The organism is Saccharomonospora sp. NPDC046836, from assembly GCF_040645195.1.
GTDB lineage: Bacteria > Actinomycetota > Actinomycetes > Mycobacteriales > Pseudonocardiaceae > Prauserella_A.
Genome location: NZ_JBEYXW010000009.1, coordinates 51222 through 65964, shown reverse-complemented (window position 1 = coordinate 65964; position 14743 = coordinate 51222). Strand labels below are relative to the sequence as shown.

Genomic DNA, 14743 nt, shown 5'->3' with positions numbered 1-14743 from the left:
GCGCTGCACAGTGAGTGGCCCGGCCACGCCGCCGCACCCCAGAGGGGAGTGCCTCCCCACTGGGCTCGTCACGCCACGACCACCGCAGACGCCAGGCGCTTCTGGATCAGGTCTTCCGCCTCCGACATGATCGAGGACACCACCTCCTGGCAGCTGAGCACCTCGGTGATGAGCCCCTGCGCCTGGCCGACCCACCACAGGCCGTCGTTCAGGTCGCCCTCGGCGAGGACCCGATCCCGACCCCGGGCGCCAGATGCGAGGTGCGCGACGTCCTCGAACGTGGTCTCCGGCCGACGCTCGATCTGGATGATCTCGTCCGAGACGGGGTTCTTGGCAACTCGGGCGCTGTTCCGGAACTTCCGGAACACGATGTTGGTGTCTCGTTCGGTATTCGCGACGATCTGGTCTTTTACGTTCTGGTGCACCGCCGCCTCGGTCGTTGCCACGAAACGCGTGCCCATGTTGATGGCGTCAGCGCCGAGCGAGAGCGCGGCGACCAACCCGGCACCGGTGGCGAACCCGCCGGAGGCGATGATCGGGATGTCGAGTTTCGCGGCGGCGGCCGGGATCAGCACCAGGCCGGGAACGTCGTCCTCGCCCGGGTGACCAGCACACTCGAACCCGTCGATCGAGACGGCGTCGACGCCTAGCGCCTGCGCCTTAAGGGCGTGGCGAACGGCCACGGCTTTGTGGATCACCTTAACTCCTGCAGCCTTGAACGCGGGGAGGTGCGGTGCCGGGTTCGCTCCCGCTGTCTCCACGATGCGGATGCCGTTGTCGATGATGACGTCGCGGTATTCGTCGTAGGGAAGCGCGGTCATCGAAGGGAGGATCGTGAGGTTGACCCCGAACGAGCGATCGGTGAGCGACCGCGTTCGTGCGATCTCCTCGTCGAGGTCTTCCGGGGTGCCCCGCGTGTGCGCGGACAAGAATCCGAGAGCGCCGGCGCTGGCGACGGCAGCGATCAGCTCGGCGGTGCCGACGCCGGTCATACCACCGCACACGATTGGATAGTCCACGCCGAATTCCTTCGTGAATCTCGTCGAGATCATGGGTGCTCCATCAATCCGGGGACTGCGACAGTCTACATGAGTGTTGACAAAGGTGGAGGGTTGACGTGGTAGGGCGCCATGTCCCTTGCTGGTGTCGGTCGGCGGATCGTCTCTGTCGGCCACGGGGCGACGTTGGTGCGGCTTAACCTGGCGCGGGACTGGACGTCGTGTCCCGCGGAGGAACGCGATCCGTTCGCCGGGTTCCCGCGCGGAAAGGTCCTTAGTGGACGTAAGCAGGGTTGTCAGTAGGTCGCCCGGCCACCGCTGATGTCGTAGACGGCGCCGGTCGAGAAACTGACTTTGTCGGAGGCGAGCCAGGCGGCCAGTTCGGCGACCTCCTCGGCGCGACCAGGTCGTTTCATGGGGATGAGGTCGGTGACGTGCGCGAGGACATCAGGTGTGGTCGCCTCGTTCATCGGGCTGGTGATTACCGCTGGTGCGATGGCGTTGACGAGGACTCCCGTTGTCGCCAGTTCCTTGCCGACCGATTTGGTCATAGCGATCATGGCTCCCTTGGAAGCCGAATAGGGCGCCAGCTTGGGGTTTCCGTCCTTCCCCGCGATACTGGCGATATTCACCACCCTGCCCCATCCACGCTCGACCATGCCGGGGATGAACGTTCGCATCACCGCGACGGCCCCGAAGAGGTTGACGTCGAGTGTTCGGATCCACTGGTCATGGGACACGTCTACGAAGGGCAGGCTCGGGCCCACGATGCCGGCCGAATTGATGACGATGTCCACCGGTCCGATCTCGGCGAGGACGTCGCGGATGGCCTGCTCCTCGGTGACATCCGCCGTGAGGTCCGCGTTGCGGTCGCGGTCGAGGGTGTAGGACCGGACGCCGTCCGCCCGCAGGCGGGCGGCGCAGGCCGCACCAATCCCGCTGGCGCCGCCCGTGACGAGCGCGACCCGTGGCGGTGCTCCCGTGCTCACCCGTTCTGCCTCACGCCGATGATCCAGGTTGTGCTCCGCCCTTCGCGCGGCGCCTGTCGCGCCCACGTGTCCGCGGCTGGTGACGGTGGCGTTCCCGTCGAGCAGTGATGAGTGCTGCTTCCCATGCTTTCTCGCCTTCGTGCTGTGGTGAGCGGTGCCGTGCTGTCGGGTTCGGCGGAAATCGCGCGCTTGACCGAGACGATAGGTACCTCTACGCCGGGTCGTCAACGCTGGCGTTGGCAAGAGTCACGGAAAATGGACGAGTCGAGTTCGTCGGTCAGCGCCGGCGACTGCGTTGGTGCCAACACTCATGTTGACACGAGCTTCAACGTGAGTGTTGACTGAAGTCATGAACGCGTCAGTGAAGGGAACACAGGACTCCTTAGGGGCTCCGGGCATCCAGGTGAGCGGAGATGGCGCGAACGTCGGCCTCGACACCGGGGCAGAGATCCGTGCTGCTGTCGATCGTGCGGCTGTCCCTGTCCTACTGATGCTGCTGTACCAGATGTCCGGGGACGACAGGTGGCTTGACGAACGCTACCGGCCCACACCTTTCAAGGGGGTCGCGCCGCGCATGTCCGGTGGTCTACCGGACGAGGTGCAGGCCGAAATCCGTCAGGCCGCCGTGCCCGTCATCGCAGCACTTCTCGCCGGCCAGGAGCCATGCGTGGCTTTCGAAACCGACGACGAGATGGCCCGCGCCGCGCGGTTCTTTCTTGGGCAGGATCTGGACAAGCGGTTCGTCTCGATCCTTCGGGAGGAGCTCAGCCGACGGCTCTCGAACTCGGAACCGGTGACCGAACGGCCCGCTCTCGACGTGCCGGACGGCTTTCGCGCCGCCGTCATCGGTCTGGGCATCTCGGGTCTGGCGGCGATTCACGTCTTGCAGCAGCTTGGGATCCCCTTCGTCGTCTTCGAACGCGCGCCCGAGGCCGGTGGCGTCTGGTTCCAGAATCGTTACCCAGGTGCCGGCGTCGACACGCCCAGCCACCTCTACTCCTTTTCCTTCCACTATCGGGACTGGGAGCGACACTACGAGCTCCGGGACGATCTGCACGCGTATTTCAACGATGTCCTCGATGAGTTGGGAGTCCGTGACCAGATCCGCTTCGAGACAGAAGTCGTCAGTGCGCGGTACGACGACGAAGCGGCACTGTGGACTGTCTCCACTCGGGGGTCGGATGGTCGACTCGACGATCACGTCGCGAACGTCGTGATCAGTGGGGTTGGGTCCCTGAACCAGCCTCGTCTGCCCGACCTGCCGGATATGGAGCGGTTCACGGGTCTCCAGTTCCACTCGAACCGCTGGCCGGCCTGTGACCTCAACGGCAAGCGGGTCGCCGTCGTGGGCGCGGGTGCCAGCAGCCAGCAGATCTGCCCCGAGATCGCACCGGATGTGCAGCGGCTCAGCGTCGTGCAGCGCTCGCCACAGTGGGTGGCGCCGTTCGCGCAGTTCCGCCAGCCTATCGACGATGCCGAACGGCTCCTTCTGGAACACGTGCCGCTGTACCGGGCCTGGAACTGGGTGGGGTTGTTCTGGCAGCACGGCGACAAGATCATCGACGGCCTGCGGGTGGACCCGCAATGGGAGCATCCCGAGCGCGCGGTCAACGCCCGGAACGACCGGGCGCGTGAGTTCCTCACGAAATACATCAACGAGCAGCTGGACGGTCGTCCCGACCTGATCGAGAAGAGCGTGCCTGGCTACCCACCCTTCGGCAAGCGGATGCTCCTCGACAATGGCTGGTACCGCATGTTGAAACGGGAGAACGTCGACCTGCTCAACGACTCCGTGACGAGGGTGACCGAGACCGGCCTATTGCTGGCCTCGGGCGAGCATCTTGAGGTGGACGTCATCATCTGGGCCACCGGCTTCCGGGCCACGGAGTTCCTGAGCTCGCTGGATGTCTATGGCCTAGAGGGTCGTCGGCTGCGGGAGGAGTGGGACGAGGATGACCCACGAGCCTTTCTCGGTGTGTCAGTGCCGCATTTCCCCAACCTGTTCCTTCTCGGTGGTCCGAACTCGCTCCCCGGCAGCGGCAGCTTCATGTACGTGACCGAGATGCAGGCTGAGTACATCCGTGACCTGCTCGTGCAAATGCTGTCCCACGGATACGGGGCGCTCGAGGCGACGCAGCAGGCGTGCGATCGGTACGTCGATCGGGTAGATGCGATGCACGCGCAAACCATCTGGTGTCATCGCGGATTCAACACGTACTACCGCAACTCAAAAGGGCGCGTCATCTTCATCATGCCGTTCCTGAACGTCGAGTACTGGGAGATGCTGCGTCATCCCAATCTGGGTGACTTCATCGCACACGAGCAAGCGCTGAGGCCGAGTGGGGATCAGCTGCCTCCGGGCAGGGACGCCGCTTCGTCGCAGCCGTAAGCACACGGTTGCGCCTGCGAACGATACGGTTGGCCGCTCTCTCGCCTGACGCGACACCCTGGGAGACCCTGACCCGGGGTGTCGCGTTCTGTCGTGCGTGGTGCTCGCATGAGAAGCGGTGCCCTGCACTGGTTGGGGCCACGGTAGCCCCACCGTAGGGACGACGCGGGCCGAGAGGGGCATCAGGTCCGCGCCGTCCGCGGTGTAATGGAATCGACGATTGTGGACAGTCCAACGCGGCACCAGGCCACGGATATCTTTGCCGGGGACTAGTCGTGCGCGCTGTTGTCTGCGGAGACTCGGGAGTCTCCGCACCGCCGCACGAGTGCGGTTCACGCCACCGCGCTGAGGGCAACCAGACCCTGTGGCGCCACACGAGCGGCGCCGGGTCGCTGCCGGCTATTCGGCGGTGGGTTTGAGATGGTCCAGCGCCATCGTTCGGAGCGCCCGCTTGTCGAGTTTGGTCGCGGACCGAGGCCAGTCGACAGCCGCCATAAAGTAGACGGCCCGAGGGACCTTGAAGCTGGCAATACGGCTCCGGCAGAAGGCGATCACGTCATGCTCGCTCAGCTCGGCACCGGGCTCTTGCTCGACGAAAGCCACGGGTACCTCGTCGAGCCGGGGGTCCGGGATGCCGACGATGGCGGCGTCTCGGATGTGCGGGTGACCGCACAGGAACGACTCGACCTCGACGGCCGGTACGTTCTCCCCACCCACTTTGAGCATGTCCTTCAGACGGCCCTCGAAGATCATGTGGCCCGAAGCCAACCGCCGGAAGAGGTCGCCGGTCCGAAGCCATCCGCCGGCGTCGATCGTCTCGGCGGTCCGCTCGGGGTCGCGGTAGTAGTGCGACATCATCGAGTAACCACGAAGCAGCAACTCACCGAGCTCACCGTCGGCGACAACGGCCCCGGTGACGGGGTCGAGGAGACGCGCCTCGAACCCGGAGAGGAGCTTGCCGACCGAGGTCGCCCTCTCCTCGAGGGTGTCATCCACGTGGGACAGGCAGTAGAATCCGGCCATCTCGGACATCCCGGAGCCGTTGACGATCGTCGCCCACGGCAGCATCTCTTGAATCCGCCGGAGATCCTTCGACGGCCCTCCAGTGACGATCGAGGAGATCGAACGCAGCTCCTCCGGGTCGAAGGCCGAGCTGTCCATCAATGAACGCATGGCCGCGATGAAGCCGGGCCAGAGGGAGGTCGCGCGCCACTTCTTGATGTGGTCCACTGCTCGGTCCGCGTCGAGATAGACGTCGGTCAGCAAGGTCACGCCGGCGCCGATGCAGTAGACGAATGCCTGCATCGCAGCGATGTGGAAGAAGGGCAGTGGATGCCAGAGAGCGCGCCCTGCCCGGGGCTCAGGGAAGGGAACGGCCTCCGCCGTTCGTTGCATCGAAGCACGGACGATCGACTCCTGCGTGATGACACAGCCCTTGGGGCGCGCCGTGGTACCGGAGGTGTACAGGATCAAGGCAGGATCCGAGGGCGTCACGCCGCTTCGCATCCGGGCGACAGCAGAAATGTCTACTGTGGACGCCGACTGTCGGAACTCCGCCGCGCCGAGACAACCGGGCCCGCCCGCGCCCTGCAACATAGCGACGGACCGCAGGTGAGGCGCGCTGGGGAGGTTCAGGCACTCGCCGGCGTCGGCGCTGTCGAGCCCTGGCACTGCCTCAGCGAGGGTCTTGCAGAAGTCCGTGCGCGCCGCCACGCGGTCCGTGGTGAGCACGGCAGTGAGCTGCGCATGTTCGATGATGTAGCTCAGCTCGGCAGCCCGGTAGCGGACGTTTAGCGGGACCAGCACCGCGCCGATGAGTGCCGCCCCGAAGAATCCCTCGGCGAACTCGGGCGAGTTGGGGGCGAGCAGGCCGACGTTGTCCCCAGGCCGAACGCCCTTCGATACCAGGCCGCGGGCGACGATCATCGACCGCTCGAGCAACTCGGCGTACGAGATCGCTTCGTCCGGGAAGGCGAGCGCGACGTGATCGGGATAGTGCGCTGCCGAGCGCGGCAACAGCTCCGCCAACGTCGTCGACTTGTTCTGAGGGGAAGCCCGGGAAGCGGTCATCTCGGGATCTTTCAATCGACTTTCCGGTGCGTCCGACGTTCCGACACGGTATCGACCGTCAACGTTCACGTTGACGATTGTAGGTGGTGCCCCGCGCCGCGTCAACGCTCGGTTGTACCGCGCGGCCCCGGTGTCAGGTGCGTCGATTCCGCGCGGCGCCAGGCGCTTTCAGGTCGCGGGCACGCCGTGTTGCCGGCCGCGCGGTGCCGGTGAGGTCGCGCGCGTTGGCGAGGTCCCTGGTGTTGGCGGTAGCGCGCCCACTGCCCTGCGGCCGATTGGTACCGGTGGCCGGCGACGTGCGAAGCCGCGGGTTCATTGGCCTCCGTGTCCCGTCTACTGGTTCACCCCGGTCGGGCGTGGCGGCTTCGCCGCGGCCAGCACCTCGCCCGCGGCGAAGCCGAAGACCAGGCTCCGCCCGACGGCCATGCCACTGTTGTAACCACCGCCGAACTCCAGTCGCGCGGCGGTGTTGCCGACCGCGAACAGTCCGGGGATCAGTCGGCCGTCGACGTCGTGCACCTGGGCGCTCGCATCGGTCTTGAGTCCCGCGGACGCCAGCCCGGTGCCGACCCGGCCGAGTTCGATCGCGTGGAACGGGGCGCGGTCAACCGGACCCAGGTTCGGATTCGGCTGCCTTGTCGGGTCGCCCAGGCAGGTGCGGCTCCAGGGACGGTTGCCACGTCCGAAGTCCTCGTCCACGCCCGTGCTGCTGAAGGCGTTGAACCGTGCCACCGTGGCGGTCAGTTCGGCCCGGTCGATCTCGCACAGATCGGCGAGCTCGCCGAGCGTCGTCGCCGACCTGGCCATCCCCGGCGGGAGCGGTGCGCCGGGAGACAGTGGCCCGAGGCGGTACTTCCGCCGGAAGTTGTCGTCGAAGACGAACCACGCAGGCCAGTTCGGGAATTCCTGGCGGTCGCCGTCGAAGGTATACATCGCGGCGACGTAGCTGTGGAAGAAGGACTCGTCACCGAACCGCCGCCCGCGCTGATTCACCACCAGCGAGTGGGGAAGGCCGGGCATCATGTGCCGATACATCGGCTTGCCGCCCCAGGTCTCCCCGGGGACGTGCACACCAAAGTGTGTACCTTTGCCCTGCGGCAGGGTCGTAGCGATCGCGGCACGCAGCCGCGCCCCGAGCCGGAAGTGGTCGCCGGTCACTGTGGGCAACGTGACGCTGTGCATCCCTCGGACGTACTCGAAACCCTCGACGAGCTCGGGCGCCCAGTCGTAGCCGCCCATGCCCAGTACGACACCCGAGCGGGTGCGGATGGCGATCCGGCGATCGCCTGCCTCGACCAGCAGGCCGTCGACCTGGTCCGTCCCGACCAGGTCGACGGCTTTCGTGTTCACGCGAAACTCGACACCCTTGTCGAGAGCAAGAGCGATCAGGTTCGCGGCTATCCCAGCGCCCTGCGCTCGCTCGGAACGGGCGGTTCGCTCGGCGGCTCGCCGCGCGAGCAGCTCGCTGTCCCCACCGCATTCGATGTGGTCCATGCTGCTCAACCGGTTGCCGCCGATACCGCCCGTGCTCACGCCCGCATGGCAGACCACCCGTTCCGCCCACGTCCCGAGACGGTCGGCCGAGAACGGAACGACCTCGAGATAGCGACCCTCTGGCTTCGAACCTGGTGCGTCGGGGTAGTAGTAGTCGGCCATGCCGCGGATCACTTGCAGCTCCAGCCCGTGGGCGGCGAGAGCCTCGAGTACCTCGCCCCCGCGCGCCACGTAGGCGCCGCGATTGTCCAGATCGCCGAACCCGGCGCTCAGGAAGTCGAGGTAGGCCAGCACCTCATCCGGGGAGTCGGGCAGGCCGGCGCGAGCGGCGTGGGCGCTGGGGCCGAGCCAGAGCTGACCAGCTGACAGTGCCGTGACCCCGCCCAATTCGTGGTACTTCTCGACAACGAGTACGCGCGCACCTGCCGCCGCGGCCACCAGGGCCGCCGTGACACTTCCGGCGCCAGAGCCGACGCAGACCACGTCATACTCCTCGTCCCATCCCGGTTTGCTCGCGCTGGGCACGGTTGTTCTCCTTCGGTCCTCCGCTTGGCCCGGGCTCATGCCTCGGGCCAGGGGTCGTAGAGCATGTCCGTCCGATCGCGACGAGGCGTCGGCCAGGTCGGGGCGAACGGGACGAAGTCATCCGTCGCGCCGCGCGTCATCAGGTCGTTGATGCAAGTGCGGACCTTGATTCGCCATCCGGCGGATTCGCGACGCTCGTGCGTGTCCACGTAGCGTCCGAGCACGCGGACGAAGACCGGGCAGCCCTGATGGCCGGCGAACGGATCTCCGTCCGGCGCGTCTACGACTTGCAGGCTCAGGTAGTAGCTTTCGGAGCGCGCCAGCGTGCGGTCGGCGTTGAACCGGATCGACACGTTGGTCAGCAGATGAGAGGACGACAGCACGTGTTCGTGCCGGCGGGTCAGCCAGTCCACCAACCCGTCCGGGCCGCCGACGTAGGCGCCGTGGTTGTCGACCGCGTCATCGTGATAGCACGCTCGCACTTGCGTCCAGTCCCGCCTGTCGACGCCTTGGCAGTAAGCATGCAACACCTTGTTGATGCTGCGTTCGTCCAGCAGTGCCGCTAGGTCTCCGTCATGCACATATGTCATTCAACGTGGCTGCCGCGATCTGGTCAACTAGGTCGTTGACCGATTTTGCTCTCAACGCTGCGGCCACGCTAGTTATCGTGCTGGAACAATCCATCCAAACCGTGCCAACAAGCATGCTGCGGGGTCGGTTCCGGCAACAGCCCTAGATACGCGGACTACGGCAGAAATTCCTCGAGCTCAGACTCGCAAGCCGCGCTTGAGCAGATCTCGGCCAGCCTGTGAGCCATCAAGCAGGACATTAGTCCGGCTGGCGACCTGCCAACCTTGTTTGGTGCGCACCAGTTCCCACCGCGAGGCGACGATGCGGATTGTCCGAAAACCGTCCTTTGTGCACAGTGCAAGCTGAGCGTAGTTGATGGCGGTCGCCTTGTCTCCGTTCAACATCACGTGCGGAAAGGAAAGCAGGTGCGCCGATCCTTGATGGATGTAGTTCTGGTGGAGCTCGGACTCGAGCAATCCGGCGATCTCGTCCTGTCCGGTGAAGCTTCCGACACCGTCTACCTCGTAACTGCCTTCGGCCTGCCACAGGTCGACCGCTGCCTGTGTGGCGCCGGCATCGGCTGCTGGCCCGTACCGACTCACCACCTGGTAAATGGCCAGCTGATCTTCGATGCGTCGCACGCGTTCCTCAATGTCTGTCATGATGTCTCCCCGGTCCGATTCGTGGTCGTGACTAAAGATGTGGCGGCTGCTTGCCGGATGGATAGCGGATCAGCAGGTCCACCAGCCGCCGTTCACGTCCAGGCTCGTGCCGGTGATGTAGGTGGCTTTGTCGCTAACGAGGAACTCGATCGCGTCGGCAACCTCTTCGGGGCGTCCTGGCCGGCCCAGGGGGATCTGGTTCACGAGTTTGTCTTCCCCGCGGATCCGCGCTGTCATGGCCGTCGACGTATGGCCGGGGGCGACACCGTTCACCCGGATTCGGCGCGAGGCGAGTTCCCGAGCGAGAGATGCCGTGAGGTTCTGCAGGGCCCCCTTCGAGGCGCCGTAGGCGGCGGACGACGGGCTGAATGGCGGGAAGGTATCGTCGGGCAGTCCGCCGGTCCCCATTTTGGACGTGATCGACAGGACGTTGACGATGGAGCCGCTGCCATCCGTGGGCATCGCGGCGAAGCTCTCCCGGATGAGCAGAAACGGTGCCCTGACGTTGACCGCCATGATGCGGTCCCACTCGTCCGGGGTAATCTCGAAGAACGCTTTCTTGCGCCCTTCGTTCTTGGGTGAGATGCCGATCGCGTTGACCACCACCGACAGGATGCCGAGCCCCGTTGCCGCGGCGACGGCGGCGCGGTTGGCTTCCAGTGTCGTCAGGTCGCCAGCGACTCCCGCGTGCCTTTGGCCGGGGCCGTCGAGGGCAAGCTCGCCGGCCACTCGCTCAACGCCCTCGGCGTTCGAGTCGGCGACGACGACGGAGTACCCGAGCGTCGCGAGCCGTCTGCAGGTCAGGCTTCCCATGCCACCGGCTCCGCCGCTCACGATGGCGCTTCTCCGTGTGCTGGCAGGCTGGCTGCCTCCGCTGCCTGTCGACATCCTGGAATCCTTTCCGCTCATGATCGCAACGATCGCTCGCTGAACTGATGAGGGGTGACCTCGGCGCTCGAGATGTCGCGCCCCCTGTGGGGGTGTCGGGCAGCGCGGCTCGTGCACCGTCGCCGCGGCGATCAGCGCGGCCGGCACGGGATCGGCCAGGCCCGGGGTACCGCAGGTCTTGCCACGGATCGCAGTCAACACTAGTGTTGCGAGCCTCGTCAACAGTCGCGTGGATTCGCCGTCACTGGCAGCCGCCTCAGCCCTTTCACACTGACGTAAAGGAAAACAGACATGGCGACTAACGATCCAGCTGGCACAGAGTCCAGTGCCATGCCGTTCTCACAACCATCAGCTCGCCGTCGCCTCGTTGGTGGTGCCGTCGGAACCTTCGTCGAGTGGTACGACTTCCTGACCTACGCGGTGACAGCTCCGACGCTGGCCCTGCTGTTCTTCCCGCAATCGAATCCCACCGCGGCTGTTCTGGGAACGTTGGCCATCTTCGCCGTCGGATTTGTCGCGCGGCCCCTCGGTGGCGTGGTTTTCGGCTACCTGGGCGACCGGTACGGGCGCATCCGCATCATGGCGCTCGTCATCTTGATGATGGGCGTCGCGACGGGGACCATTGGCCTCCTCCCCACGTACGCGCAGATCGGGCTTGTCGCGCCTATCCTCCTATTGGTCTTCCGACTGCTGCAGGGTTTCTCCACCGGCGGCGAGCACTCCGGGGCGCTGAGCTTCGTGCTGGAGTCGGCGCCGGCCAAACACCGTGGGTTCTGGATCGCGATCATCTACGCAGTGACCATCCTCCCCAGCCTTTTCCTGGGGTTCGGCATCATCGCGTTGCGCGGACTTATCGGTGACGACGCCTACATCGAGTGGGGATGGCGGCTGCCGTTCCTCCTTGGAGCCCTTCTGGCGGGGGCTGGCCTGTGGATCCGGATGCGGTTGAGCGATCCCGAAGAGTTCGTCAAGGCCAAGAAGGTGGACGGGGAGCGCAGCAAGAACCCGCTCAAGGCGACGCTCGTGGAGGAGTGGCCCGCGCTGCTCCGCGTGTTCCTGCTGCTGGCGCCGACCCTGATCGCCTACTACCTCGGCATCACGTACATGTACACGCACATGGTCTCCAACCTGGAGATGAATTCCAACGTGGCGCTGACAGTGAACACACTCGCCTCTGCGTCGATCGCGATTCTGGTGCCCCTCCTAGGTCGAGTGTCCGATCGCATCGGCCGTAAGCCGCTGATGTACATCGGTGCGGTGTACATGACAGCGGCCGCGTTCCCCGCGATGTTGCTGACGAACACGGCCTCGTTCTGGTGGGCGTTTGTCGGTCAGTTCCTGCTCGCGTCGGCCACATCGGTATTCGTGTCCGGCAGCATCGTGACGATGCTCGAGTTGTTCCGCACCTCCAGTCGGTACTCCGGTCACGGGCTGTCGTACAGCCTGGGCACGCTGGTGTTCGGCGGTTTCACCCCTATGATCGCGGGAAGTCTGGTTGCGACAGTTGGTCCCACCTCGCCCGCCATCATGGTCGTCATTGCCGGGATCGTCGGCCTGATCGTGCTGCGATTCACTCCAGAGACGAGGAACGTCAACCTCGTCACCGCGCGCAACGACTCAGACGCCGGTGCTCCGGAGGCGGGAGCAGCGCCCGCCTCAGCCCCAGCGGACACGCACTAGCACAGCACGAAAGCTCGTGGGGCAACGCGTACAAGCGTTCGCCACGTGTCAGTGGGTTCTCCTGGCGTCAAGCGTTGGGAGAACCCGCAGACCTTTCGGTTTTGCCTCGCGTTCGGTGCCGCGCACCAGCTGCGAGCCGAAAGGATCGGCTCGGTCTTTCAGGCTAGTGTCTCGTGTGGACTAAACAGGGTCATCCGTGTGTGCGTCGTGTCGGGACGCGAACGCGCAGCCGCGCGCCGGTAGTCAACTCATGTGTTGAGCACATTCAAGGTCGACGCTACGGTCAGGATCAACATCACCGTGGACCGGTACCCGCCGGGGAGCGAGGCGGCGCGGGTGGGAAGGAGCGCGGGAGTATGAACGCAGCGGCGAAGGTCGCCGAGTTCGATTTTGTGGTCATTGGCAGCGGCGCCGCAGGTCTCACCGGAGCTGTGGTCGCAGCGCTCAACGGCCTGAGTGTCCTAGTCGTGGAGAAGACGGCCCTTCTCGGCGGGACGACGGCAGTGTCCGGCGGCACGGTGTGGATCCCGAACAACGATCACGAGTCCGAGGTGGGGGTGGAGGACTCGCTCGATGACGCCCTCTCTTATCTGCGTGCCTGTGTCGGCGAGGCCGGGGATCCGGCGCACGTAACCGCACTCGCTGGTCGCGGTGCAGAGGCGATCCGCTTTCTGGAGAAGCGGGCGGGGCTCCGGTTCGTGCCCATGCCCTCCGCTGGTGGCAGCATGGACTACCGGCCGTGGCTGGCCGGTGCGAAGGTCGGTGGTCGCGGGCTGACTTCGCCGGAGACCGACCTCGGCGTTCTGGGTGAGTGGGCGAAGAGGATCCGTCTGGTCGACACCTCGGAGTGGACGTTCGATCCCCGCGACTACATTACCGAGCGGATGCACCTGGACCCTCCCGGTCTTGAGCGACCGGGCGCGAGCATGTTCTCACCACCGCCGGATGACCTAGATGCCCGGCCCCGCCCTGCGTCGGTGGGCCGAGGAGCGGCACTGGTGGCGCAGTTGGTGCGGGCTGGCCTTGCTGCCGGCGTCGAGTACCTCCTTGGAGTCCGAGCCGAGGAACTGACGACGTGTGACGGGCGGGCCACTGGTGTCCGCCTTCGACGGTCAGGCGGCGAAGAGCTGAATGTGCGCGCGTCGGCCGGTATTCTGCTCGCGACCGGGGGGTACTCCAACGACGAGCGGCTCCGCCGGTCCTGGCTTGCCAGGGAGATCCAGTTCTCGTGTGAGCTTGAGTCGAACTCAGGTGACGGTCATCGCATGGGTATGGCGGTGGGCGCGCAAACAGCCGGACTTGGTGACGCGTGGTGGATGCCGCACATTCCGCTTGGGTCTGGCAACGCCGTCGTCAACACGGCGGGCAGTCGAGAGGACCGCAGTCTGCCCCATACCCTCATGGTGAACGATGCCGGCGTTCGTTTTATGAACGAATCGGTCAACTATCACGACGCGGGCGAGTACTTCGCTTCGAAGGTCGGCGGCTGGCACTCGAATTTCCCAGCTTGGCTGATTTTCGACAGTCAGGGTGTGGAGAAGTACGCGATGCTCTCCTGGAAGGTCCCGCCGGCGGGGGAGGAGTTGCCGGACTGGCTTCGCTTGGCCGACACCATTAGCGAACTCGCAGGCGCGACGGGTCTCGATCCGGCTGCTCTGTCGGCCACAGTCACGCGCTTCAACGGTTTCGCTCTGGCGGGTGTCGACGAGGACTTCCAGCGTGGTGAGTCGCGGTGGGATCGCGCATGGGGAGACCCGCGCAACTCGCCGAATCCGTGTCTGGCCCCGCTGGAGAAAGGGCCGTTCTACGCCGTCCGCATGTACGCCGGGGCACTTTCGACGCGGGGAGGGTTGCGCGTGGACGCCGATGCGCGGGTCTGTTCGGCGGCGAACGAGCATGCCATTCAGGGACTGTACGCCGCTGGCAACTGCTCCAACGGTGGCCCTGCGGCCAGTTATCCCGGTCCGGGGGCAACTCTGGGCGCGGCGGTTACCTTCGGCTACCTTGCTGCGATGCATGCGTCCGGGGCGGCCCTACCGCCGGTGGCCTGATCCGCGGAGCGACGTGCGGCGCATGTTGGCCGCTGCAGAGAGGCGCTTGTGGCCAGCGAACGAGCGGAGGGCGCCGTGTCGTGGAGCCAGGTGAAGCGGAACTGCGGTTGGCCGAGTAGTCGATGGCGTACGCCTCCGATGCCGATCGACTGCGGCCCCGGGCGACGCTGTCCTCGAGCACCACGCACTCGTGCGCCGGGAGCCCGAGTGCCAGTGCAGCGAGCACCGGAACGGAGAGTCGGCCGACAGCGGCTCCACCGGCCAGACATTGGTCGCCGCCAGGAAGCGGCCTTGCCCGTATGCGCTCGAGGAGGGCGTCGAAGTCGCCGACGGCAGCCTCATCGAGATCGGTCATCTTGGCCCGCCGCGGCGCACTTGCTTTGTTGATCAAGATGTCCAGCCTGCCGATGCTCGCGAGGCAAGTCGC

The 14743-nt window shown here is 65.7% G+C and carries 10 protein-coding genes; 3 read left to right on the top strand and 7 right to left on the bottom strand.

What is annotated here, in order from left to right:
* Nucleotides 1–68 precede the first annotated feature (68 nt).
* Nucleotides 69–1052: a nitronate monooxygenase family protein gene (locus ABZ863_RS13460; protein ID WP_358534865.1), complete on the bottom strand. Its 984-nt coding sequence runs from the start codon at nucleotides 1050–1052 to the stop codon at nucleotides 69–71.
* 242 nt (nucleotides 1053–1294) lie between these two features.
* Nucleotides 1295–1987, bottom strand: a complete 693-nt coding sequence (locus ABZ863_RS13455) for an SDR family NAD(P)-dependent oxidoreductase (protein WP_358534863.1) — start codon at nucleotides 1985–1987, stop codon at nucleotides 1295–1297.
* A 349-nt stretch (nucleotides 1988–2336) separates the two neighbouring features.
* Here ABZ863_RS13455 and ABZ863_RS13450 point away from each other — a divergent pair, with 349 nt between their 5' ends.
* Nucleotides 2337–4376: an NAD(P)/FAD-dependent oxidoreductase gene (locus ABZ863_RS13450; RefSeq protein WP_358534861.1), complete on the top strand. Its 2040-nt coding sequence runs from the start codon at nucleotides 2337–2339 to the stop codon at nucleotides 4374–4376.
* Between the two features lie 399 nt (nucleotides 4377–4775).
* Here the strand turns inward: ABZ863_RS13450 and ABZ863_RS13445 are convergent, their stop codons facing one another.
* The 5 genes from ABZ863_RS13445 to ABZ863_RS13425 form a co-directional block, all read right to left on the bottom strand.
* Nucleotides 4776–6446, bottom strand: coding sequence for a class I adenylate-forming enzyme family protein (locus tag ABZ863_RS13445; RefSeq protein WP_358534860.1), 1671 nt, complete (start codon nucleotides 6444–6446; stop codon nucleotides 4776–4778).
* 333 nt (nucleotides 6447–6779) lie between these two features.
* Nucleotides 6780–8465, bottom strand: a complete 1686-nt coding sequence (locus ABZ863_RS13440; protein WP_358534859.1) for an FAD-dependent oxidoreductase — start codon at nucleotides 8463–8465, stop codon at nucleotides 6780–6782.
* 35 nt (nucleotides 8466–8500) lie between these two features.
* Entirely contained in the window at nucleotides 8501–9046 is a 546-nt protein-coding gene (locus ABZ863_RS13435; protein ID WP_358534858.1) for a nuclear transport factor 2 family protein, read from the bottom strand.
* A gap of 186 nt (nucleotides 9047–9232) precedes the next feature.
* Nucleotides 9233–9697 carry a nuclear transport factor 2 family protein gene (locus tag ABZ863_RS13430; protein ID WP_358534857.1) on the bottom strand — a complete coding sequence of 155 codons (465 nt, stop codon included), beginning with the start codon at nucleotides 9695–9697 and terminating at the stop codon, nucleotides 9233–9235.
* A 69-nt stretch (nucleotides 9698–9766) separates the two neighbouring features.
* Complete coding sequence (locus ABZ863_RS13425; RefSeq protein WP_358534856.1) at nucleotides 9767–10585, bottom strand: SDR family NAD(P)-dependent oxidoreductase; 819 nt, start codon at nucleotides 10583–10585, stop codon at nucleotides 9767–9769.
* Between the two features lie 291 nt (nucleotides 10586–10876).
* Here ABZ863_RS13425 and ABZ863_RS13420 point away from each other — a divergent pair, with 291 nt between their 5' ends.
* Together ABZ863_RS13420 and ABZ863_RS13415 are read left to right on the top strand one after the other, a co-directional pair.
* Complete coding sequence (locus ABZ863_RS13420) at nucleotides 10877–12265, top strand: MFS transporter (RefSeq protein ID WP_358534855.1); 1389 nt, start codon at nucleotides 10877–10879, stop codon at nucleotides 12263–12265.
* A 356-nt stretch (nucleotides 12266–12621) separates the two neighbouring features.
* Nucleotides 12622–14316: an FAD-dependent oxidoreductase gene (locus tag ABZ863_RS13415; RefSeq protein WP_358534854.1), complete on the top strand. Its 1695-nt coding sequence runs from the start codon at nucleotides 12622–12624 to the stop codon at nucleotides 14314–14316.
* The last annotated feature ends 427 nt before the right edge of the window (nucleotides 14317–14743 follow it).

Excerpts from the sequence above, each read along its gene's own strand:
- ABZ863_RS13420 (WP_358534855.1), top strand. The coding sequence starts at position 10,877 with ATGGCGACTAACGATCCAGCTGGCACAGAGTCCAGTGCCATGCCGTTC.
- ABZ863_RS13445 (WP_358534860.1), bottom strand. The coding sequence starts at position 6,446 with ATGACCGCTTCCCGGGCTTCCCCTCAGAACAAGTCGACGACGTTGGCG.
- ABZ863_RS13460 (WP_358534865.1), bottom strand. The coding sequence starts at position 1,052 with ATGATCTCGACGAGATTCACGAAGGAATTCGGCGTGGACTATCCAATC.
- ABZ863_RS13430 (WP_358534857.1), bottom strand. The coding sequence starts at position 9,697 with ATGACAGACATTGAGGAACGCGTGCGACGCATCGAAGATCAGCTGGCC.
- ABZ863_RS13415 (WP_358534854.1), top strand. The coding sequence starts at position 12,622 with ATGAACGCAGCGGCGAAGGTCGCCGAGTTCGATTTTGTGGTCATTGGC.
- ABZ863_RS13450 (WP_358534861.1), top strand. The coding sequence starts at position 2,337 with ATGAACGCGTCAGTGAAGGGAACACAGGACTCCTTAGGGGCTCCGGGC.
- ABZ863_RS13425 (WP_358534856.1), bottom strand. The coding sequence starts at position 10,585 with ATGTCGACAGGCAGCGGAGGCAGCCAGCCTGCCAGCACACGGAGAAGC.